This window comes from Hymenobacter polaris, assembly GCF_012927305.1.
Lineage (GTDB): Bacteria > Bacteroidota > Bacteroidia > Cytophagales > Hymenobacteraceae > Hymenobacter > Hymenobacter polaris.
Genome location: NZ_JABBGH010000002.1, coordinates 1,112,390 through 1,135,214, shown reverse-complemented (window position 1 = coordinate 1,135,214; position 22,825 = coordinate 1,112,390). Strand labels below are relative to the sequence as shown.

Genomic DNA, 22,825 nt, shown 5'->3' with positions numbered 1-22,825 from the left:
TTGGGTCGCTTTTATTCGTCCCCCACATCTGCTCATGGCTGTGCCTTTCGAAAACCTTCTTTACGAACTGGATGCCGCCACTGGCATTCTGACGTTGACCATCAACCGCCCTACTAAGCTTAATGCGCTTAACGCCGCTACCATTCAGGAGCTAGACCAAGCTATCGAGCGGGCACTGACCGATAGCGCCGTGCGGGGCATCTTGCTAACGGGCAGTGGCGAAAAGGCGTTTGTGGCTGGCGCCGACATTGCCGAGCTGGCGGCTACCGCCGATGCCGCCGCCGCACAACGCCTGTCAGCCTACGGGCAAGGGGTTTTTCGGCGCTTCGAAACCAGCCCAAAGCCCGTGGTGGCGGCCGTCAATGGCTTTGCCCTAGGGGGGGGCTGCGAGTTGGCTATGGCTTGCCACCTGCGGGTAACCGCTGACAATGCGCGCTTTGGGCAGCCCGAAGTAAACCTGGGCCTACCGCCCGGCTACGGCGGTACGCAGCGCCTGGTGCAACTAATAGGCAAGGGCAAGGCGCTGGAGCTGCTGCTGACTGCCGACCAAGTGAAAGCCGACGAGGCTGTGCGCCTGGGCCTAGCCAACCACGTTGTACCGCAGGCCGAACTACTTGATTTTTGCAAAAATTTACTGCTCAAGATTTTGAGTAAGGGTCCGCTCGCTGTTGGCCTCACCATTGGGTGCGTTAATGCCTATTTCAATACAGGCGGCGAGGCCGGCTTTGCAGCCGAGGCGGCGGCCTTCGGTCAGGCGTTTGCCACGGCCGACTTTAAGGAGGGCACAACGGCTTTTTTAGAGAAGCGGCCGGCCGTATTTAAAGGTGTTTAGTTTTTAATGCGACCAGGTGGGCAATGCGAAAGATGTGAAAAGGAGTTTCACCCGTTGCGGCTACGCTTGCTGCTCATTGCCATCTTTTCGCATCTTCCACATTTCCATATCTTTATTTGATGAGTATCGCGAAGCGGCTGGCATCCCAGACGGCTATCTACGGGGTCAGCAGCATTGTGGGGCGGGTGCTCAGCTACCTGCTAGTGCCGATATACACGGCCCATTTTGCGGCGGCCGAGTACGGCATCGTGACGGGGCTGTACGCCTACGTTTCTTTTTTAAATGTGGTATTCACCTACGGGCTGGAAACCACCTTTTTTCGCTTCGCCAACCGGCCGGGCACCGACCGACGCGAGCTGTACAACCAGACGCTTAGCCTACTGCTACTCAGCAGCCTAGGCCTCACGGTGCTGCTAGCCTTGCTGGCCCGGCCGCTGCTCGGGCTGCTGCACGTGCCGCCCGGCCACCAGGAATATGCCGTGTGGATGGCCCTGATTTTGGGGCTGGATGCCGTGGCCGCCTTACCCTTCGCTCGCCTGCGGCTCGAAAACAAGGCCCGCAAGTTTGCGGCCGTGCGCCTGGCCAACATTCTGCTGTACATAGGGCTGAACCTGTTCTTTGTGGTGCTGTGCCCGGCGGCCGAGCGAGCTGCGCCCGGCACGGTACTGGCCGCGCTGCAGCCGTTCGTAAAAGCTGTGTATAACCCCACTTTGGGCGTGGGCTACGTGTTTTTGAGCAATCTGGTAGCGTCGGCTTTTACGCTGCTGCTGCTGGCGCGCGAGCTATTTGACTTCCGGTTTCGCTGGCCTGGCCGCCAGTTCCTAGGGCCAGTACTGGCCTACGCGCTGCCGCTCATGCTAATGGGACTGGCGGGCATGGTCAACGAAACGCTCGACCGGATTTTGCTGCCGGCCTGGCTGCCAGCGGGATTTTATCCAGGCCTGAGTGCGCTGGCAGCGGTAGGCATCTACGGCGCCTGCTATAAGCTCAGCATCTTTATGTCGCTGGTTATTCAGGCCTTTCGCTACGCAGCCGAGCCGTTCTTCTTCAGCCAGAGCACCGAAAAAAACTCTCCGGCCACGTTTGCGCTAGTGCTCAAGTGGTTTACGCTCTGCTGCAGCTTCATCTTTGTAGGCATTAGTTTGAACCTCAACTGGATAGGCCCCCTCTTTTTGCGGCGTCCCGAGTACCTCACCGGCTTGGCAGTAGTGCCTATCTTGCTGCTGGCCAACCTTTTTCTGGGGGTTTACTACAACCTGTCGGTGTGGTTTAAGCTCACCGACAAAACCTACTACGGCACTTACATCGGCGCCGCGGGGGCAGTGCTCACCATTATCCTCAATTTTGTACTTATTCCAGTGCTAGGCTACCTAGGCAGCGCCTGGGCTACGCTGGCCTGCTATTTCCTGATGGCCGGTATGTGCTGGTGGCTGGGCGAGCGGCACTTTCCGGTGCCCTACCCGGTGGGGCGCCTGCTGGCCTGGCTGGCCGCTGCGGCAGGGCTGGTGCTAGCGGCCCACTTTGCGCTGCCACCCTTAGCTGGCTGGCTGCGCTACGCGCCGGGCCTAGGGCTGACGCTAGCCTACGCAGGGGCAGTGCTCGCCCTAGAGGGCGGGCCGCGTTTGCTGCGGCGGGCGGCCTAGGTGACCAACAGCACAACCATTAAAATGCCCAAATTTTATAGGTGAGTCTTTTTAAAATCAAATCTTCATAATTGTGCTTTACAAATAATTATTGTGCTAAACCGTTTAATTCGCAGGATTAGCTATGCTTAGCTGCTACTATGGTTCTGCTTTCGGCATTGACTATTAACTGGACATTCCTAGGGTAGCTGAATGGTCTAAAGCTAAGCAAGCAGGTGGCTTTCAGTTTAAGGCATGGAGGCTTACTAAAGAAGTTAAGTAGCTCATTGATAACAATAAATAAAAAAAGCGTTGGGTAATACCCAACGCCTTTCTGAGCTATGAAAACAAACTTAGCCAACTTCCTCAGGCCTGACTACCGCTAAGCGGCAGGCCAGACCAAGGCTGCTAACCGTTGCAAAATTGCACTACAGAACTATAATTAAAAACCCTGTCCCGATAAAAAAGGCCATTTTCTCGGCGGAGGGGGTAAAAAACTATTCGGCGTGCCTACTTGATTTGTTTCACGCAGCCATTCTAGGTAACCACAAAAATTTTAGCGGGCATTAAACTGACTCGCTTGGCGTTAGTCAGCAAAAGGCCAGCACACCCGTTGTGCGTGCCTACCTTTGTGCGACCAAGCGACTTGCTTTCTCGTATCTACTTTTTTCTCACTCCCAATTGGCCATTTGGCTTTCGCCCCATGCTACTGTCCACGCTTTTTCTGTTTATCGAGCAGCCTAAAACTATCATCTTTATCATCCTGATTTTGGTATTATTTTTCGGCGCTAAGCGGATTCCGGAAATGATGCGCGGCATTGGTCAGGGCGTACGGGAGTTTAAGGATGCCAGCACCGATGCCAATAAAGCTCCGCAAACGCATCAGCCCTACAACCCCAACCAACAGCCGCAGCCGCCCTACAACCAGCAGCCGTACGCTAACCAGCCAACCCAGCCGTATGCCGGTCAGCCTGGCTATGCCGCGCAGCCGCCGGTAGCGCAGCCCCCCTACCCTACCCAGCCCTCCTATGGCCAGCCGCAGCCTAACCCAGCCGCGCCCGCTACTTATGATGCCAACGGCCAGCCTATCAGCTAAGTGCTAGCCCTAGGGCACTTCGCTCGTAGCTACGCTTACTCCGAGTAGCGCCTTGGTCATTACTACTTGCTTCCTATACTTTTCTGCGTTCGTTATGCATACCTCCTTGCTTTTCCTCGGTGACATCGGCGGTTCCGAGATGATACTGATAGTTGTGGTTATCCTTATTTTCTTTGGAGCCAATAAGATTCCGGAGCTAGCCCGCGGCTTGGGTAAAGGCATCCGTGAGTTCAAAGATGCTAGCAGCGAGATTCGCAATGAGTTTGAGCGTGCCGGGCAGCCAAGCCAGCCTAACTATCAGCAACCCAACGCTTACCAGCAGCCCGACCAGTACCAGCAGCCGCCCTATTCTCCGGCTAGCCAGCCCTACCAACCCTACCAGCCGCATGTTGAGGGGTACCAGGCCCCGCCCGTGGCACCTACCGACTACGCCACGGCCCCGCCCGTAGCCGACTACCACGCCCCCTACGCGCCGCCCACGGACTACACTGCGCCGGATGCCGTAAATTCGCCCCCGGCGCCGCACCACCACGATACGCCCATTCCGCCCGCTACGGGCGTGAGCGGGGTGCCTGGCACGCGGCCGCGCCTCGACCAGACACCAACCGACGTTTAAGAATTGAAACCTCAGTATTCTTCCCTAGCGGAAATTCAGCGCGAGCTGGCGGCGGGCACCACGTCCTGCCGCCAGCTCGTTGCTTATTACCTGGACAACATCGAGCGTCGTAACGACGAGCTAAATGTTTTTCTGGAAGTATGGGCCGACGAAGCCCGCCAGCAAGCGCAGGCCGTGGACGAAAAGCTGGCGGCTGGTACGGCCGGTAAATTGGCCGGTATGGTCATCGGCCTTAAGGATGTGCTGGCTTACCAAGGCCACTCGCTGCAAAGCAGTAGCCGCATTCTCGACGGGTTTAAGTCGCTCTTTACGGGCACGGCCGTGGGCCGCCTGCTGGCCGAGGACGCCATCTTTATCGGGCGCCAGAACTGCGACGAGTTTGCCATGGGTGGCTCGAACGAGAACTCGGCTTTTGGGCCCGTGCGCAACGCCCAGGACCCTAGCCGGGTGCCGGGCGGCAGCAGCGGCGGCTCGGCCGTGGCCGTGCAAGCAGATATGTGCCTGGCTTCCATCGGCTCTGATACGGGGGGCTCGGTGCGCCAGCCAGCGGCTTTTTGCGGCGTTATTGGGCTAAAACCTACGTACTCGCGCATTTCGCGCTACGGGCTGGTGGCCTTCGCGTCGTCGTTCGACCAGATTGGGCCCATTACGCACTCGGTGAGCGACGCGGCCCTGCTGCTGGAAGTAATGGCCGGCCCCGATGGGCTTGATAGCACCGCCAGCGAGGCCCCGGTGCCCGCCTACAGCGAGCTGCTGACGCCCGCGCCGCAGTATCGTATTGGCTACCTGGCTAATGCGGTGAACCGCGCTGGTTTGCAGCCCGAGGTGCACGAGGCGCTCGAAAACACATTGGAAACCCTGCGCGGCCACGGCCACGTGGTAGAAGCCGTCGATTTTCCGCTGCTCGACGAGATGATTCCGACGTATTACATTCTCACCACGGCCGAAGCCAGCTCGAACCTCTCGCGCTTTGATGGGGTGAAATATGGCTACCGTGCGCCCGATGCCACTGATTTGGAGTCGCTCTATAAGAAAACCCGGGCCCAGGGCTTTGGGCCCGAGGTGCAGCGGCGCATTATGCTGGGCACCTTCGTACTGAGCGCCAGCTACTACGACGCCTATTACACCAAGGCCCAGCGGGTGCGGCGCCTTATTAAGGAGAAAACCAACGAGCTGCTGCGCCAATACGATTTTCTGGTGCTGCCCACCACGCCCACTACCGCCTTCAAGCTGGGCGAAAAGCAGGACCCGGTGAGTATGTACTTGGCTGATATCTTCACGGTGCAAGCCTCGCTGGCGGGCGTGCCGGCCATTTCCATCCCGGCGGGTACCGACGCGGCGGGCATGCCCATTGGTTTGCAAATTTTGAGCGGTGACTTCCGGGAGGCCGATTTGCTGGCTTTCGCGGGTACGCTTACCGAGCCGGTGGCAGCTAACTAGGTTAGCGGAGGCGGCGACGGCCTAGGCTTCTTTGAAAGTAGCTGGGCGGGGCTCAACCACTTGGTTACGGTTGACTTTCGGGCGCTGAGGCGCGGGCCGGACGTTGGCCGATAGTTTTAGCAGCGCCTATGGCGCGCAACAGTTACGGCCGCCAGACCGTACTGTTGCGCGCCCTTCTGTTGTTAGGTGGTTCAAAACTTGTTACTTACCTTAGCCCAATGAAAGCTTCGCACCAAGTGCCTACCACCGCCAAGCCCGCGCGCCTGCCCCGGCGGCTGCTGGTGCTGGCCCTAGGCCTGGGCGCGGGCCCGGCGCTGGCCCAGCATCCGGTAGTGCCGCAGGCCCTACCCGCCGCCACCGACACGGTGCGCCGGGTAGTGGAGCTACCCACCGCCGAATTGGATTCGCTGGCCGCCGCGCCGCTGGTGCCGGCCGTGGACTCGGCCCGCCTGCTGTGGCTGCAAACCCCCGCTACGCTCTACGAACTAGTGGGCGACCGCATGGGCTGCCTGCAAAGCGATATGCCGCTGCACTACAACGAGGCGGTGCTGGCCTACGTGCGCCTGTTTACCGAGCGGCAGCGGGGCTATACCCAGCGGGTATTGGAGCGCGAGCAATTCTACTTCCCCACCTTTGAGAAGTACTTGGCGCAGTACAACTTACCTCTCGACCTGAAATATTTGTCGGTGGTCGAGTCAGCGCTGATACCCACGGCTAAATCGGCGGTAGGCGCGGTGGGGCTGTGGCAGTTCATGCCACCCACGGCTGGCGACCTGCGCCTGAAGCGCGACGAGTGGGTGGACGAGCGGATGCACCCCGAAAAGGCCACCGAAGCTGCCTGCAAGCACTTGCGCTACTTATACGGGCTGTTTCACGACTGGGAGCTGGTACTGGCTGCCTACAACTGGGGCGCCGGCAACGTGCACCGCGTAATGCGCCGCACTGGCAAGAAGACCTTTTGGGAGCTGTACTCGCACTTGCCGGCCGAAACTCGCAACTACGTGCCCACCTTCACGGCCGTACTCTACGCCATGAAGTACGCGCCCGAGTATCGCCTTAACGACGCGGCTTTGCGCTACCAGCGCTTTGAAACCCTGGACACCCTAGGGCTGCGCGGCCAGGCCTTCGACCTGCGCCGCCTGAGCCGCGCCCTGGGCTACGCCGACTCGTCGGCCATTGGCCGCTACAACCCTGAGGTGCGCCACGGCGAGCTGCCCGCCGGCTACCGGCCCTACGTGCTGCGCTTTCCGAGTGCTGCCCGCGAGCAATTGGCGGGCGTAGACCGGGCCACGCTGCTAGCCTACTGCCAGCCGGCCGCCGAGCTGCCGCGCCCGCTGCTGGCCCGCACGGTGTACTTGAGTGGCTACGGGCCCGCGCCCACCCTGGCCGCCAGCGCCAGCCACTCTGCTGCCCCGCGCTACCGCCGCGTATACTACACCGTGCGCCGGGGCCAAACGTTGGCGGCCGTGGCCGAGCGCTTTGACGTGAGCGCCGCCCAGCTGCGCCACTGGAACAATCTGCCCAAGAACGCCCAGCCCCGCCCTGGCCGCGAGCTGGTGGTGCTGCGCCCGTTACCAGCGGCCGAAACTGCGCCGGCGCTGCTGGTGGCCGCCACCCCGGCGCCGCTGCCCCATTCGTTGCACCTCGCTACCCCAGCTGATAGCGTAAGCCAAGCCTTGGCGGCGGCTAACGCTCGCTTTGCCCGCGAGGCCCTGGAGCGGGCCCAGCAAGAGGCGGCTATGGCGAAAGAGCTGGTAGCGCGCCAGCGCCAGCAGGCCCTGCGTGCCGTGGCCCAGCAACGCGCCCAGGCTGCCAAAGCCGCCGCGCTGGCTAAGGCCGCCAGCCAGGAAAAAGCCAACCCGCCAGTTTTAGCGGCCGCCGCGCCCGCTACCGAAACCCCCGTAGCTATGCTGGCGGCCGCCCCCGACCCGGTGGTGCCTACTGCCGACAGCGCGGCCACGCCGCCCAGGGGCAGCCGCCTGGCCCGGCCCGCTAGCCCTAGGGCGGCGCTGGAAGAAAAAGCGGCCTTGGCCGGCCACCAGGCTAGCCTGCCTGAGCCGGCCGCCAAACCCACCTTCTACGTGGTGCGGCCGGGGGACAACCTGACGAAAGTGGCTCAGGCCAATAACCTCAGCCTCAGCCAGCTGCGCGAGTGGAACCAGCTGCCGGCCGCCGGGGGCGTGCAGGCCGGCCAGCGCCTACGCTTAGCGGCGCCACCAGCCGCGCCCGACCACGTGGCGGTGCGCACTGCCCCCCACCCGGCGCTGCGCACGATTACGCACGTGGTGCAGCCCAAAGACACGCTCTACAGCATCTCGCGGCAGTTTAGCGTGAGCGTGGCCGAGCTAAAGCGGCTCAACCACCTGAAGTCGGACGCGGTGCAATCGGGCCAGAAGCTGGTGGTGCCGGCCAGCTAGCGCAGGCGGTTGCCCGTCCGTTTGAATGGCTAGAACGCCCTAGGGCCGCTTGCTTTTTGGCGGTGGCCCTAGGGCGTTTTGGTGCCTCAGAACCCGGCGCGTTGGGCGGGCTGGGCGTAGCTTCGCAGCTTGATTGCGGCCGGGCAGTAGCTCGACAGTTACCCTTTCCCTGGAATTCCCATGCTGAAGATAAATAAGGAGGATGCCCTCGCCTACCACGCCATGAGCCCCCAGGGCAAGATTGAGGTAGTGCCCACCAAGCCCGTGAGCACCCAGCTCGATTTGGCGCTGGCTTACTCGCCGGGCGTGGCTGAGCCGTGCATGGAAATCGCCCGCAACCCCGACGATGTGTACAAGTACACCGCCAAGGGCAACCTGGTGGCCGTTATCAGCAACGGGACAGCGGTACTGGGATTGGGCAACATTGGGCCGGCGGCCAGCAAGCCGGTGATGGAAGGCAAAGGCGTGCTGTTCAAGAAGTTCGCGGGCATTGACTGCTTCGATATTGAGATTGACGCCACCGACCCCGACGAGTTTATTCGCATCGTGAAGGCGCTGGAGCCCACCTTCGGCGGCATCAACCTGGAGGACATCAAGGCGCCGGAGTGCTTTCGCATCGAAACCGAGCTGCGCGAGAAGATGAACATTCCGCTGATGCACGACGACCAGCACGGCACGGCCATCATCACCTCGGCGGCGTTGCTGAACGCGCTGGAAATCGTGGGCAAGCGCATCGAGGACATTCAACTGGTGGTGAGCGGGGCGGGCGCGGCGGCCGTATCGTGCCTGCGGCTGTACCTGGCCCTAGGGGTGCGCCCGCAGAACGTGGTTGTCTTTGATAAAGATGGCATTATCACCCCGGCGCGCACCGACCTGGCGCCGCTACAGCTGCAGTTTGCCACCGAGCGGCCCATCCGCACGCTGGCCGAGGCTATGGCGGGCGCCGACGTGTTCCTGGGCCTTTCGGCGGCCAATGTGCTGCCCGCCGAGCTGCTGCTGCTGATGGCCGACAACCCCATCGTATTTGCGCTGGCTAACCCCAACCCCGAAATTGGCTACGACCTAGCGATGGGCACCCGGCCCGACCTCATTATGGCTACTGGGCGCTCGGACCATCCCAACCAAGTAAACAACGTGCTGGGCTTCCCCTATATCTTCCGGGGAGCGATGGACGTGCGGGCCACCGAAATAAACGAGGCCATGAAGCTGGCCGCCGTGCACGCCCTGGCCGAGCTGAGCAAGGAGCCGGTGCCCGATATTGTGAACAACGCCTACGGCGACACCACGCTGGCCTTCGGGCGCACCTACCTCATTCCCAAGCCCTTAGACCCTAGGCTAATTACGGCCGTGTCGCCGGCCGTGGCGCGCGCGGCTATGGAAAGCGGCGTGGCCCGCCGCCAGATTCTGGACTGGAACGTCTACGACGACGAGCTGCGCCAGCGCCTGGGCCTCGACCAGAAGCTGATGAACCGCATCACGTCGGCCGCCCGCCAGAACCCCAAGCGCGTGGTATTTGCCGAGGCCGACAACTACAAGGTCCTCAAGGCCGCGCAGCTGGTGCGCGACGAGGGCATTGCCCTGCCCATTCTGCTAGGGGCCCCCGATAAGGTACGGGCGCTGGCCCAGGCCAATCACATCGACCTGGCGGGCTGCGAAATCATTGATATTCTGCGCGAAGACGCTACCCGCGACGCCTATGCCGAGCGGCTTTACCAACGCCGCCAGCGCCGGGGCATCACCTTGTTTGAGGGCAAGCGGCTGATGCGCGAGCGCAATTACTACGCCGCTATGATGGTGGAAGCCGGCGCGGCCGACGCCTGCATCACGGGCCTGACCAAGGACTATGGCAAGAGCCTCATCCCGTCGCTGCAAGTGATTGGGCCGGCCGAGGGCGTGCGCCGGGTGTCGTCCATGTATATTATTCAGCACAAGAACGGGCCGTACTTCTTCGCCGATACCACCGTGAATATTGACCCCACGGCCGAGGAGATGGTAGAAATTATCGGCCTTACGGCGCGGGCGGTGCGCTTTTTTGATACCGAGCCGCGGGTGGCCGTTATTAGCTACTCTAACTTCGGCTCGCCTTCGGGCGGGGCGCTGCCCGAGAAAACGCGCCGCGCCACCGAACTGGCCAAAAAGCAGTTTCCCGAGCTGTTGCTCGACGGCGAGATGCAAGCCAACGTGGCCCTAAACCCCCACTTGCTGCAGGAAAACTACGACTTCTCGCCCCTGGCCGAGAAGGGCGCCAATACCCTTATTTTTCCCAACGTCGAGTCGGGCAACATTGCCTACAAGGTGCTGCAAGAAATTGGTGGTGCTGAGGTAATTGGCCCGGTGCTGATGGGCATGCGCAAGCCGGTGCACATTCTGCAGCTCGGCGCCAGCGTGCGCGACATCATCAACATGACGGCCATTGCGGTGGTAGACGCCCAGCGCGACGAAAAGGCGCTGTAAGGTTACTATTTATGCCGACGGCCCTAGGCTAGGCGCAGCTTGTTTACTTCTCAAAGCCTGGTTTTCAAACCAGGCTTTTTTATTGGTCTGGTAGCCGCTTGCTTAGGCATGGGCCACGTCACGCTGGCGGGCAACTGCCAGACGCGCTCAGCCTTGCGAGATGCTCAATAGTATGGCTTGACTACCAGCCAGTTTCCTATTTGGTATCAACAGGAAGAACAAAGTTTTCTTGCCGCTACCGCCGGACTATTCCAAAAAATACTGATTAAGTGACTAAGGGTGAAGCGAGCTGGTATGTGTACTACCTCAAACGTTTGCGGAAGAGCCAGCTAGTGGTTGGCTGTTGCCCGTCCTCCATTTAGAGCTAGTAGTAGCTTATTTCTTACACTTTCCCCACCCATGCGAAAAACCTATACGCTGCTCGTGCTGGCCACCTTGTCCCTAGGGGCAGTCCACGCCCAAACTGCACCCGCCGTGCGCTCCATGCTGCTCGACTTCGGACCGAACGACGGCACCAACGGCAACATTACTCCTAGTCCCGATGGCAATGGGAATTACTGGAACAATATTCTCAACAATACGGGCGTAGCTGATACCTTCCGGCTAGTGGACAAGCAAAACGCGGCCACCGGGATAAAGGTCAAGGTGGGGGCTAACTTCCTTACCAATGGCATTGCCACGGGTGGGCTGCTGGCCCCAAGCGCCGCACTGCTAGGCGAGTACGCGATTGCTACGGCTACCCAAGACTATTTTTTTGTGCAAGGCACGGGCAGCACGGCAACCGGCACGCTGCGCTTTAGCGGGCTGGACAAAACCAAGCGCTACGTGTTTCAGATGTTTGGCTCGCGCCAAACCACGGCCGAAACGCGGACGAGCCAGTACAAATTTACCGGAGCCAATGTCAGCACCATCACCCAAACCACCACGGGCGCCAACGTGGGGGCCAACGGCTACGCCGGCAACAACAACACCATCACCAAGTCGGATACACTGATGGCCGACGCGGCGGGCGGCATTACGCTGGAGTTGAGCAAGACTGCTGGCTCCTACGCCTACATCAACCTGCTGCGCCTCGACATCGTGCCGGGCCGGGCCAGCACCACCCCGCCCGTGTACACGAGCTTCCAGAATCCGGGCTTCGAGCTGGGTAACCTCACGTACTGGACCACCGTGGGCGGGGGTGCCACACCCGGGGCGAGCGTAGGACAAGCCCTTAGGCACACTGGTTCTTACGCGGCGAAGCTGACCGCCGCCAGCCTGAGCCTGACGCAGCAAATCAGCTACGCGGCCCAAACGGGGGTAAGCACCTACCGCCTCAATGGGTGGTTCTACAACGCCTCGGCCGATGCGCTGCGCGGGGCGCAGGCGGCTCACCTGGAGCTGCTTTACTACGATGCCAGCAGCGCCCTGCTAGGTCGCTTCCGCTCGGATTCGGTGACGGCCGCCACCACGCCCGACACCTGGGTGCGGCTGTCGGCGGTGGGGGCGGTGCCGACGGGCACGGCCTTCGTGAAAGCGGTTACCGTGTGGCGCAACGCGGCCGGCACTACCGCTGGCAGCGTGTACTTCGACGACCTGGTCCTAGAGCCCTACGTGGCTACCAACCCCAATAAGCTGACCTACATCGGCTCGTCAGTGCCCTACGGCACGGGGGCCACGGGCAACCACGGCTACACCTCCCTCTACGCCGATTTGCTGACGGCCCGCAACGCGGCCGGCCTAGGGGGACCGTGGGTAACGGCCAACGTGTGCGTGCCCGGCAACAACACAGTGGACGTGACGAACCGCTTCGACAGCGACGTATTTTCGCAAAATGGCAAGTATGTGTTTATTGCCCTCTCGCTGGGCAACGAGAACATTCTGGGTGCCGGGCAGGCGGCATTCAACCAGTTCCGCGACAACATGGTGGCGCTCATCAAACACGCCCGCGCCAACGGGCTGGTGCCGATTATCTCGAACAATTACGGGCGCAATGACTTTGGCGCCACCGAGTACAGCTACGTCAAGCAGATAAACGCCCTGATTGCCGGCTGGAACGTGCCCTCGGTGAACCTACTGGGTGCTGTAGACGACCTAGCCGGGCACTACACCACCGGCTACTGGTACGACGCGCTGCACCCCAACGACCTGGGCCACGCCGAGATGGCCCACGCCATCGTGCCCTCGCTGCTCGATGCCCTGGCCGCCGGCAAGGCCCTACCCCGCCGCCGGCCCGCCGCCAACAACCCCGGCATCGTGCTGCGCAATACGGCCACCGCGCCCGCGCCCACCGTGCGCCTCACCCCCGAAGATGTGGTGCACCCTTTCACGGCTGCCGTGCGCTTCCGCACCACGGGCACTGGCCGGCTACTGCTACTGGCCGACTCGGCCGGGCTAGCTAGCGGTACCATCGCGGTAGCTCCTAGCGGCAAGCTGCTTTATACGTCAGCCAAGGGCCGCAGCATCGCCGGCACTAAAACCGTGAACGACAACCGCTGGCACAAGCTGGTGCTCACGCACTATTATGCTCACGGTGTAACGCGCCTCTACGTAGACAGCACCTTTGAGGGCACGGCTGCCGAGCGCCTGCGCCCTACCCGCCTCGACCTGGGTGGCAACGCCGCGCCGGCCCGCACGCAGCTGCGCGAGTTTATGTTTTACCGCGCTGGCCTGAACGACCAGGAAGTGCAAATGATGGCCGCCGACTCGCTGCTGAAATCGAGCCTGGAAATCTACGCCCCGCTCGACGGCAGCCGCACCGTGGCCCCCGACTCGCTCGCCAACCTAGCCCAGAGCCTCAATACCCTAAGCCGCGTCAGCTCGCCGCTGGCCGCGCGCGAAAGCGCCCAGGCCGCTGCCATCAGCTTCTACCCGAATCCCGGCAGCGGCGCGGTGTACGTGCAAAGCCCCCGCAGCCTGGAGGGCACCGCCGTGCAGGTGCGCGACGCGCTAGGACGCCTGGTACTTACCACCCCCGTGCGCCAGGGCCGCCTGGACCTGGGCACGCTGCCCGCCGGGGTGTACCTACTCCAGTTTCAGGTAGGGGAGGAGCGCATAACCAAGCGCCTGGTGCGCCAGGCCAACTAGCTGCCTTAAGGCCCCGCTGCCCATCGGCAGCGGGGTTTTATTTCCTACTCCTAGCCGCCTGGCAAAAGCTTTTCTGCTTGGCAGCCGCTACAAACGGCTGGGCTGCCACCGCCTGATGCCCGTTATAGCCTTTTGCCTTCTGCCATGGCAGCGGCTCACCCCAAAAGCACGTACGTGCGCCGGATAAACGGCACCAGTTGGATGATGCGTTCAGGGCCGTAGCGTTACGCCTAGCCCGGAAAAGCCGCTCGACGCGGCCCTCTTTAGTGGCTGAACGATAAGGCTCCTCTTACGGTAGCGTTTCTAGTAAAAGCCTGGCCCGTCCTAACTGGCCGGTCTTTTTAGGGCATAGCCTGTTCGCTGCCGATTTTAGCAGCGTTGGCCGAACTACTTATTTCCCGCTCGTCGTGTCGGCCCTAGGGGCGGCATTTTCTTCGGGCGGCAGGTTGGCGGGCACCTTAGTCTTGGAGGAAGAAGAGGACTGGCAGGCCCCTAGGGCCAGGGCGGCAGCGAAGGCCAGCAAGAATGTGCGCATGGTGAAAAAAAGTTGGTGCCTGGCGTTTACGCAAAAGCAGGGCCTAGGGGCCGCCCAAGGCCGCGCGGCCGGGCGGTTGGGCTTTCGAGTTGGACTACGCGGAAGTAGATTTGGAGTGGCAAGCGCCTTATTCCACGCGCTTAGTGCGCTACCTATTCTGCTCTTATGATTGCTTACCTCGACGGTAAACTCGCTTATAAAGACCCCACCCAAGCCATTATCGACACCGGCGGCGTGGGCTACGAAGTCAAGATTTCATTGGCCACCTACGCCAAGCTGCCCGCCGAAGACCAAAAAGTGAAGGTGTACACCTACCAGCACATTAAGGAGGACGGCCAAACGCTCTACGGCTTCTTAGACCCTAACGAGAAAGCGCTGTTTCTGCACCTGATATCGGTGTCGGGTATTGGGCCAGGCACGGGCATCAATATGGTGAGCAGCATGGGGGTGGGCGAGATTCGCCAGGCCATTGTGAACGAGGACGTGCGCGCCATTCAGAGCATCAAGGGTGTGGGGCCTAAAACGGCCCAGCGCGTGATACTCGACCTCAAGGATAAGCTGCGCAAGGACGAGCTGCTGGCCAAGGCCGGCGTCGAAACCGTGCCGCTGGCCAAGCAGCACAATACGCACCGCCAGGAAGCGTTGCAAGCCTTGGTTATGCTCGGCTTCGCCAGGGCCGCCGCCGAGAAGACGCTGGACCAGATTCAGCACAAGCACGGCCCGGACCTGAGCGTAGAAGCGCTAATCAAGTTCGCCCTGAAATCCAATTAAGCTTTTAGCTGATGGCTGCTGGCTGTTAGCTACTTGCGCCCGGCCAACCGGGGCAGCTACTTGGCGCTGCCCGCGTCGCTATTCTCACCTCTGGAACGTGTGCTAACAGCTACCAGCTGAAAGCCAACAGCTACTACCTTCTGCTTGAAGTACTTATTCTCTGCTAAATTCACCTCTGCTACGCCGGCCGTGTTGCTCACGGCCGCAGTGGCCGCGTCGGTGCTGCTAGGCATCGAGGGAGCGGGTGCGGCAGGCCGCCACAGCGTAGGTGCCTGGCATACGTGGGCTACGCGCCTGGGGTTGCCCCTGCAAACTGCCCCGCTGCAAACTGCCCCTAGGCCCGGCGCCGGCCCTGGCGACACGGGCCGTTACAAGCCCAGCACCCGCCCGCGAGTGGGCACCGTGCGCGACCGAGCCGGTAGCCGCTTTGCGCCGGGCCGCCGCCGCTCGCCGCTGGTGCTACCGCTGCCCAAAAACGTGACGCTGCAAGTGACGCCCACCGGCGACAGCCTCAAGCAGTACGACGTACGCGAAACCGTGGGTGCGCCCGGCTCCAGCGTCAACTACCGCGACCCTAGCACCATTTCACAGCAGGAGCTGCTGCGCTATCAGGAGCGGCAGGCCATTACCGATTACTACCGCCAGAAGGCCCTAGGGGGCGTGGCGGCCACGGCGGCGGCTCCCGGCAGCCCGCAGGCCCAGCGCCTGATACCTAAGATTTACCTCGGGCCCGTGGCCGACCGCATTTTCGGGGGCTCCTACGTGGACATCCGGCCGGCGGGCTCGCTCACGCTGAAGGCCGGGGCGCGTTTCAACGTGAACCGCAACCCGGCCCTGACTTTGCGCCAGCAGAGCGTGGGCGACTTCATCTTCGACCAGAACATGAATTTGAGCTTGAGCGGGCAGGTGGGCACCAAGCTCAAGCTCACGTTCAACTACGACACCAAGGCGGCGTTCGACTTCGACAACCAAATGAAGTTCGACTACGCCGGGCAGCCCACCGACATTCTGCGAAAGCTGGACCTGGGCAACGTGAGCATGCCTCTGAACAACTCGCTGATAACGGGCGGCTCGAACCTATTTGGCGCCAAGGCCCAAATGCAGTTTGGGCGCCTGGGGGTGACGACGGTGGCGGCTACCCTGCGCGGCTCGCAGGACGAGGTGCGGGTGCAGAACGGCGCCCAGAGCCGCACGTTTGAGTTGAAAGCCAGCCAGTACGAGCGCGACCGGCACTTCTTTCTGTCGCAGTTTTTCCGCGACCGCTACGACCTGGCCTTGCGCGGGCTGCCCACGCTGTCGAGCGGCATCCAGATTCGGCGCCTGGAGGTGTGGATAACCAACGACAACCGCACCACCGATAACCTGCGCAACGTGGTGGCCCTGCAAGACCTGGGTGAGCCGCGCCGCGAACGCCTCTACCGGCCGCAGTTCTACAACAGCGCCAGCACCGCCACGGTGGCCTCGCCGGCTAAGAACTCGGCCAACTACTTGTACTCGACCCTGATTGGGGGCGGCAGCGCCTCGCGCGACAACTTGCAGGTAGAGGGCTTTCTGGCCAATTTGGCGCCGCCCGGCGGCGCCGTGTCGCTGGTAAAGAATCTGGACTACGAGCGCATCCGGGCCCGCAAGCTGACGCCTACCGAGTACACCTTCAACGCGCAGCTGGGATACGTGAACCTGAACACGACCCTGCTGCCCGACCAAGTGCTAGCCGTGAGCTACGAGTATCTGTTCAACGGCAAGTCGTACACGGTGGGCGAAACCCAGAGCGAGTACGCCAGCAACGCCGACCAGAACCAGGTGATTTACCTGAAGATGCTGAAGGCCACTAACCCCGGTGTAAACACGGCCGACCCCAGCGTGAACCCCGCCAACCCGAACCTGGCCACGCGCAACACGCCGACCTGGGACCTGATGATGAAGAACGTGTACCCGCTGAACACGTCGCAAATCAACCGGGACAACTTCCAGCTGCAACTCATTTACAAAGACGACATTACGGGCGTCGACCTGATTTCACTCAAGGAGGGCCTAGAGATTCAGAACGTGCCGCTGATTCAGGTGCTGGGGCTGGATAGGGTGAACGCCAACAACGACCGCAACCCCGACGGCAACTTCGACTACTTCTCGGGAATTACGATTGACCCCGACCTGGGGAAGATTATTTTTCCGAGCGTGCAGCCGTTTGGCAGCTACCTGCAGGCGCAGTTCGATACGGTGGCGCGGGTAGCTTCTACTGACCCGCCCCGGCAGGCCGTATCGGCCGCTCAGGCGGCTAATGAGCGGCTGCTGGCCCAGAAGTACGTGTATACGGCGCTCTACAACCAAACGCAGAGCGACGCCCAGCAGCAGCAAACCAAGGACAAGTTTTACTTGCGCGGGCGCTACCAGGGCGTGAGCACCGACGAGATTAACCTGCCCGGCATTGGGGTGGCGCAGGGCTCGGTGCGGGTGTACGCAGGCAGCACCCTGCTGACCGAGGGCGTAGACTACCAGGTGTTTTACGACCAGGCCAAAGTCAAGATTCTGAACGCGGCTTACCTGAACTCGGCCAACGAGCTGCGGGTGCAGTTCGAGAAAAACGCCCTGGTGCAGGTGCAGCCGCGCAAGCTCCTGGGGGCCCGCTTCGACTTTGCCCTGAGCAAAGATGTGCTGCTGGGCGCCACGGCCATGCACATTCTGGAAAACCAGGCGCCCGGCATCAACCGCGTGAACGTGGGCGACGAGCCAGCCAATAATACCATTCTGGGCGCCGACATCAGCCTGCGCAAGGAAAGCCGAGTGCTCACCAAGCTGGTGGACGCGCTGCCGGGCATCTCCACCAAGGAGATTTCGACGGTGGCCTTTACGGGCGAGGTGGCCAAACTGATTGCGGGCCGCTCGCAGCTGGGCCGGGGCGAAAACGGGGTGAGCTACCTCGACGACTTCGAGAATGCGCGCACGCCCTACGCCCTAGGGGGCCTGGCCTCAATACCGGCCTGGCGCCTGGCGGCCACGCCCGCCCCCATCGCGGGCAGCGGGCTGAGCACCTTGGCCAATGGCTACCAACGCGCCAAGCTGGCCTGGTACACCATCGACCAGAGCTACTACACCGGCGGCACGGTGGCGGGTGGCCTGGCGGCTACCACGCTGGCCAATAACTACACGCGCGGCATTCCGCGCAACGAGGTGTTTCCGAACCGCGACCTGGGTGCTACCGGCAACGGCTTCGAGTACACCTTCGACATGGCCTATTACCCCGAGGAGCGCGGGCCCTACAACTACACGCCCGACATTCAGGGCGACGGGGTGCACTTTGCCAACACGGCGCCCACCAACTACCTGGGCAAGTACGGCGGCATTTCGCGCGGCATCACCTTCGATACCGACTTCGACAACTCGAACGTGGAGTACCTGGAGTTCTGGCTGATGGACCCCTTCACGACGGGCCCCACCGGCCTGGCCGCCGCCCTGAATACCGACCCCAACAAAATCCGCACCTACGACGACAACAACATCCAGGGCGGGCGGCTAGTGATAAACCTGGGCAACGTGAGCGAGGACGTGTTGGCCGACCAAGACCAGCACGAGTTTGAGAACGGCCTGCCCACGCCCGCCGACGCCAACCCCGCGCAACTCGTAACGCCCACCGCGTGGGGCCAGGTTACTACCCAGCAGTTCCTCACCGATGCCTTTAACGCCACGCCGGGGGCTAGGGCAGTGCAGGACGTGGGCCTAGATGGCTACAATGACGCGGGCGAGCAAGCCTACTTCGGCAACTACCCCAGCCAGTTTGGCACGGTGGCCCCCATCTACGCCACGCTGGCCGACCCCTCGGCCGACAACTTCCGCCACTACCTCGACCCAAGCTACGACGCGGGCAACGTGCAGCTGCTGGGCCGCTACAAGAACTACGATAACTACGAAGGCAACTCGCCCGAGAACTCGCAGCTCAGCTCCACGGCCTACCCCGATAAGGAGGACCTGAACCGCGACAACGTGGTGCAAAACAGCGAGAACTACTACGAGTACACCATCGACTTGCAGCCGGGCCAGCTGGCCAGCCAGGGCTTCGTGACCGACCGCATCACGGCCAACATCCCCAGCGCCACGGGCGGCACTTCGCAGTCGGTGGATTGGTACCAGTTCCGGGTACCCGTTCGCACGCCCAACCGGCGCACGCAGGGCAACATCGTGGGCTTCAAGAATATCCGTTTCGTGCGCATGTACATGACCGGCTGGCGCCAGCCGGTGGTGCTGCGCATGGTGCAGCCCCAGTTCGTGGCCAACCAGTGGCGCCGCTACCTCAGCACCATCGTGGACCCGCAGAACACCGGCGGTAACCTGAACACCACCACCGACGCCGATGCCTTCGACGTGTCGACGGTGAGCGTGGAGGAAAACGGGCCGGCCGCCATCACGGGCACGCCGGTGATTCCGTACGTAGTGCCGCCCAATATTCAGCGCGACATTGAGTACGGCTCGACGGCCGTATCGCGCCAGCAGAACGAGCAAAGCCTGCGCCTGGTAGTAACGAACCTGCGCGACGGCTACGGTAAGGGCGCCTACAAAAACCTGTCTACCAACCTGCTGCGCTACAAGCGCCTGCGCATGTACTTGCACGGCGAAAGCAGCAGCCCCAACACCCACAGCGGCGACGTGCGGGCCTTCATCCGCATCGGCACCGACTACAGCCAGAACTACTACGAGTACTCGCTGCCGCTGCGGCTGACGCCCCAGGGCTCCACGGCGCAGAGCGACATCTGGTACGATGAAAACAGCATTGACGTGGCGCTGCAGGACTTCATCGACGCCAAGACCGAGCGCAACTCGCAGAATAACCCGCAGTACACCATACCCTACGTGAAGACGCTGCCCAGCGGCGCCACCATCACCATCGTGGGCCAGCCCGACTTTTCGCAGGTGCAGGGCTGCATGATTGGCGTGCTGAACCCAGTGAGCACCGACCCCAGCGATAAAACCGTGACGCTGTGGGCCGATGAGTTCCGGGTGTTTGACTTCGACAGCCAGGGCGGCTGGGCGGCCAACGCCCGCGCCAACGTGAAGCTGGCCGACCTGGCCAACATCACGGCCACCGGCTCGTTTATCGGCGTGGGCTTCGGCGGCTTGCAGGACAAGGCCCAGCAGCGCTCGACGGAAGACGTGCTGCGCGGCGACCTGAACGCCACCGTGGCGGCCGACAAGTTTTTGCCCACGGCCCTGCGCCTGCGGGTGCCGGTGCTGGTGCAGGTGGGCCGCGAAACCCGCGCCCCGCAGTACGACCCGCTCAACCCCGATACCAAGCTCGACCAAAGCCTGACCAAGTTTGGTGATAATAGCGCCGCTGCGGCGGCCTACCGCGACCTGGTGATTACGCGCACCAGCACCCGCAGCCTCTCGCTGCTGAACGTGCGCAAAGACCGCAGCCCCACCCAAACCGCAGTGCACCCCTGGGACATTGAGAACGTGGCCGTCAGCTACGCCATCACCGAGCGGATGTACTCAGACATCAACACCCAGCGCGACTACACGCGCTCGTTTACGGCGGCGCTGGCCTACGTGTACCAAACCCAACCCAAAAGCTTCACGCCCCTGGCCAAAGTGAAGGCGCTGGACAACCCGTACCTGAAAATATTCAAGGAAGTCAACTTCTCGCCCCTGCCTTCCCGCTTCGCCTTCCGCACCGACCTGGACCGGCGCTACAACGAGCGATTCTTACAGCGCGTGGTAGAGCCCGGCCAGCTGCCCACCGCTATAGACGCGGGCGTATTTTACAAGTCGTTCTACATCAACCGCATCTACGACCTGAAGTGGGACCTCACCAAAGCGCTCATCCTGGACTACACCGCCACCAACCGCGGGGTGATTGACGAGGGCCTAGGGCGCAGCGTGGGCGACAGCCCCGACGCCCAGCGCAACCAGATGATGCTGCGCGAAAACCTGCTGCGCGGCGGCCGCACCACCAACTTCAACCAAACCGCCGCCCTCACCTACCGCCTGCCGCTGGATAAGTTTCCGCTCACCGACTGGCTGAGCGCCGACACGCGCTACGCGGCCCACTTCACCTGGCAGGCGGCCAGCACGGCCCTGCGCGCGCCCAACCCCAAAAACATACTCAATCCCGACCCCACCGATACGGCCTCAGTGAAGATTAACCTGGGCAATACCATTCAAAACAACGCCGAGCTGAGCGCCAACGGCAAGATTGACTTGGTGAAGCTTTACAACAAGGTGAGGTTCCTGAACATCATCAACAACGCGCCGGCGCCGGTTATCAACCGTCCGCCGCCGCCCGACCCCAACAACCCCAGCCTGACGCCGGTAGCAACCCGCCCCCAGCCCGCGGCGCCCGACACGGCCCGCAAAGACCCGCTGCGCTTCGTGAAGGCGGTGCTGCGGGCCATTATGACGGCGCGCACCCTCAACTTTACCTACACCCGCAGCACGGGCACGCTGCTGCCGGGCTACCTGCCGGGCACGCAGTACCTGGGCTTCAGCCCCAAATTTGCCGCGCCGGGCCTAGGGTTCATTTTGGGCCAGCAGTACGACCCCAGCGCCCTCTACGCCCTGGCCAGCCGCAACGGCTGGTACACCCAGCGCAGCGAGTACCTAAATACGCCGCTCTCCAACATCCTGACCGAAAACCTGACGGCGCGCACGGCCCTGGAGCCCTTCCGCGGCTTCAACATTCAGCTCGATTTGCGCCGGCAGAAGATTCGCAACGCCGAGGCCTACTACCGCCACGCCATCGACACGACCTCGGCCGCCTATCGCACCCTAGGGCTGCTGACGCCCTACAACGACCTGCACAACGCGCCCTCGCAAGCCCTGGGCACCGGCTCGTACAGCGTCAGCACCATCACCATCAAGTCGCTCTTCGGCGACCTGAGCGCCAACGGCGAAATCAGCAAGGCCTTCGAGCGTTTTGTGCAAAACCGGGCGGTGGTGCAAGACCGTTTGCAGCAGGCCAACACGCCGGCTAGCGGCCCGGCCACCGGCTACTTCAGCTACAACTCGCAGGATGTGCTGCTGCCGGCCTTCCTGGATGCGTACTGGGGCCGCACTTCGAATGACTACCAGGCCAAGAAGTTCGACCCCTTCGCCCTGATTCCGCTGCCCAACTGGACAGTGGAATACCGCACGCTGGCCGACTTGCCGGGTTTGCGCGACGTGTTCCGCTCGTTCGTCATCAACCACGCCTACTCGTCGGTTTACAACCTAGGCAGCTACACTACCACCACCAACTACGACCAGTACCCCGAGTTTGCGAACGGCGTGGGCGGCATCCCCTACCTGCTGAACGCCACCGGCCAGTACGTACCCTACTACGTGATTGGGCAGGTGAGCTTCCTGGAGAGTCTGGCCCCGCTGGTAGGCGTCAACTTCCAGACGATGAACTCGGTAAGCGGCCGGGCCGAGTACCGCAGCAGCCGCGCCATTGCCCTCAACATCACCAACGCCCAGGTAACCGAACTGCACACCACCGAACTGATTATTGGCATCGGCTACGCGGCGCGGGGCGTCAAGCTGCCCTTTCGGGTGGGCGGCGAGCAGCGGGTACTCAAAAACAACCTCTCGGCCCGCCTCGATATGAGCATCCGCGACAACTATACGGTGCAGCGCAGCGTCATCAACGTGGTAGACCCGCAGGAAGCCACCACCTCGAACCCGGCTTCCGTTGGCATTTCGAGCAGCCAGGTCACCAACGGTGCCCTCACGGTGCAGCTGCGCCCTACCATCGACTACCTGCTCAACACGCGCCTCAACCTGCAGTTTTACTTCACCCAAACTATTACCCAGCCCCGCGTCAGCAACGCCTTCCGCAACGCTACCACCGAGGGCGGCCTGCAGCTGCGCTACAGCTTGCAGTAGGGGTAAATGAGGAGGTGAGTAAATGGGCAGAATGGCCGGCGGGGGCCGGGCCGGCCCTTACTTTTGCGACGCGCCAGCAATTAGTCCGGCCCCGCCGGCCACTTTACCCATTTACTCACCTCCTC

11 protein-coding genes are annotated in these 22,825 nt (G+C 62.1%); 10 read left to right on the top strand and 1 reads right to left on the bottom strand.

What is annotated here, in order from left to right:
• Nucleotides 1-34 precede the first annotated feature (34 nt).
• The 8 genes from HHL22_RS15015 to HHL22_RS14980 all read left to right on the top strand — a co-directional run bounded on the left by HHL22_RS15015 (nucleotide 35) and on the right by HHL22_RS14980 (nucleotide 13,543).
• Nucleotides 35-832, top strand: coding sequence for an enoyl-CoA hydratase/isomerase family protein (locus HHL22_RS15015; protein WP_169532155.1), 798 nt, complete (start codon nucleotides 35-37; stop codon nucleotides 830-832).
• Between the two features lie 119 nt (nucleotides 833-951).
• Nucleotides 952-2,475 (top strand): lipopolysaccharide biosynthesis protein, encoded by a 1,524-nt coding sequence (locus HHL22_RS15010; protein ID WP_169532154.1) that lies wholly within the window; start codon nucleotides 952-954, stop codon nucleotides 2,473-2,475.
• Between the two features lie 682 nt (nucleotides 2,476-3,157).
• Nucleotides 3,158-3,550, top strand: coding sequence for a Sec-independent protein translocase subunit TatA/TatB (locus tag HHL22_RS24395; RefSeq protein ID WP_195809293.1), 393 nt, complete (start codon nucleotides 3,158-3,160; stop codon nucleotides 3,548-3,550).
• Nucleotides 3,551-3,644: 94 nt separating this feature from the next.
• Nucleotides 3,645-4,166, top strand: a complete 522-nt coding sequence (tatA, locus tag HHL22_RS24390; RefSeq protein ID WP_169532153.1) for a Sec-independent protein translocase subunit TatA/TatB — start codon at nucleotides 3,645-3,647, stop codon at nucleotides 4,164-4,166.
• A 3-nt stretch (nucleotides 4,167-4,169) separates the two neighbouring features.
• A complete protein-coding gene (gene gatA, locus HHL22_RS14995) occupies nucleotides 4,170-5,606 on the top strand; it encodes an Asp-tRNA(Asn)/Glu-tRNA(Gln) amidotransferase subunit GatA (protein WP_169532152.1) in 1,437 nt (478 codons plus the stop codon).
• 218 nt (nucleotides 5,607-5,824) lie between these two features.
• Complete coding sequence (locus HHL22_RS14990) at nucleotides 5,825-8,023, top strand: LysM peptidoglycan-binding domain-containing protein (RefSeq protein WP_169532151.1); 2,199 nt, start codon at nucleotides 5,825-5,827, stop codon at nucleotides 8,021-8,023.
• A gap of 180 nt (nucleotides 8,024-8,203) precedes the next feature.
• Nucleotides 8,204-10,477, top strand: coding sequence for an NADP-dependent malic enzyme (locus HHL22_RS14985; RefSeq protein WP_195809292.1), 2,274 nt, complete (start codon nucleotides 8,204-8,206; stop codon nucleotides 10,475-10,477).
• 399 nt (nucleotides 10,478-10,876) lie between these two features.
• Nucleotides 10,877-13,543 carry a GDSL-type esterase/lipase family protein gene (locus HHL22_RS14980; protein WP_169532150.1) on the top strand — a complete coding sequence of 889 codons (2,667 nt, stop codon included), beginning with the start codon at nucleotides 10,877-10,879 and terminating at the stop codon, nucleotides 13,541-13,543.
• A gap of 391 nt (nucleotides 13,544-13,934) precedes the next feature.
• Here HHL22_RS14980 and HHL22_RS14975 read toward each other — a convergent pair whose 3' ends face one another.
• A complete protein-coding gene (locus HHL22_RS14975) occupies nucleotides 13,935-14,078 on the bottom strand; it encodes a hypothetical protein (protein ID WP_169532149.1) in 144 nt (47 codons plus the stop codon).
• 165 nt (nucleotides 14,079-14,243) lie between these two features.
• Between HHL22_RS14975 and ruvA the strand changes: the two genes are divergently transcribed.
• Both ruvA and sov read left to right on the top strand, forming a co-directional pair.
• Nucleotides 14,244-14,849, top strand: a complete 606-nt coding sequence (gene ruvA / locus HHL22_RS14970; RefSeq protein WP_169532148.1) for a Holliday junction branch migration protein RuvA — start codon at nucleotides 14,244-14,246, stop codon at nucleotides 14,847-14,849.
• Nucleotides 14,850-14,993: 144 nt separating this feature from the next.
• Entirely contained in the window at nucleotides 14,994-22,700 is a 7,707-nt protein-coding gene (sov, locus tag HHL22_RS14965) for a T9SS outer membrane translocon Sov/SprA (protein WP_241738106.1), read from the top strand.
• Nucleotides 22,701-22,825: the final 125 nt, after the last annotated feature.

What these genes read in the sequence shown, in the direction of transcription:
- HHL22_RS14985 (WP_195809292.1), top strand. Translation starts at nt 8,204, where the DNA reads ATGCTGAAGATAAATAAGGAGGATGCCCTCGCCTACCACGCCATGAGC.
- HHL22_RS14980 (WP_169532150.1), top strand. Translation starts at nt 10,877, where the DNA reads ATGCGAAAAACCTATACGCTGCTCGTGCTGGCCACCTTGTCCCTAGGG.
- tatA (WP_169532153.1), top strand. Translation starts at nt 3,645, where the DNA reads ATGCATACCTCCTTGCTTTTCCTCGGTGACATCGGCGGTTCCGAGATG.
- HHL22_RS14975 (WP_169532149.1), bottom strand. Translation starts at nt 14,078, where the DNA reads ATGCGCACATTCTTGCTGGCCTTCGCTGCCGCCCTGGCCCTAGGGGCC.
- HHL22_RS14990 (WP_169532151.1), top strand. Translation starts at nt 5,825, where the DNA reads ATGAAAGCTTCGCACCAAGTGCCTACCACCGCCAAGCCCGCGCGCCTG.
- ruvA (WP_169532148.1), top strand. Translation starts at nt 14,244, where the DNA reads ATGATTGCTTACCTCGACGGTAAACTCGCTTATAAAGACCCCACCCAA.
- HHL22_RS15015 (WP_169532155.1), top strand. Translation starts at nt 35, where the DNA reads ATGGCTGTGCCTTTCGAAAACCTTCTTTACGAACTGGATGCCGCCACT.
- HHL22_RS15010 (WP_169532154.1), top strand. Translation starts at nt 952, where the DNA reads ATGAGTATCGCGAAGCGGCTGGCATCCCAGACGGCTATCTACGGGGTC.
- HHL22_RS24395 (WP_195809293.1), top strand. Translation starts at nt 3,158, where the DNA reads ATGCTACTGTCCACGCTTTTTCTGTTTATCGAGCAGCCTAAAACTATC.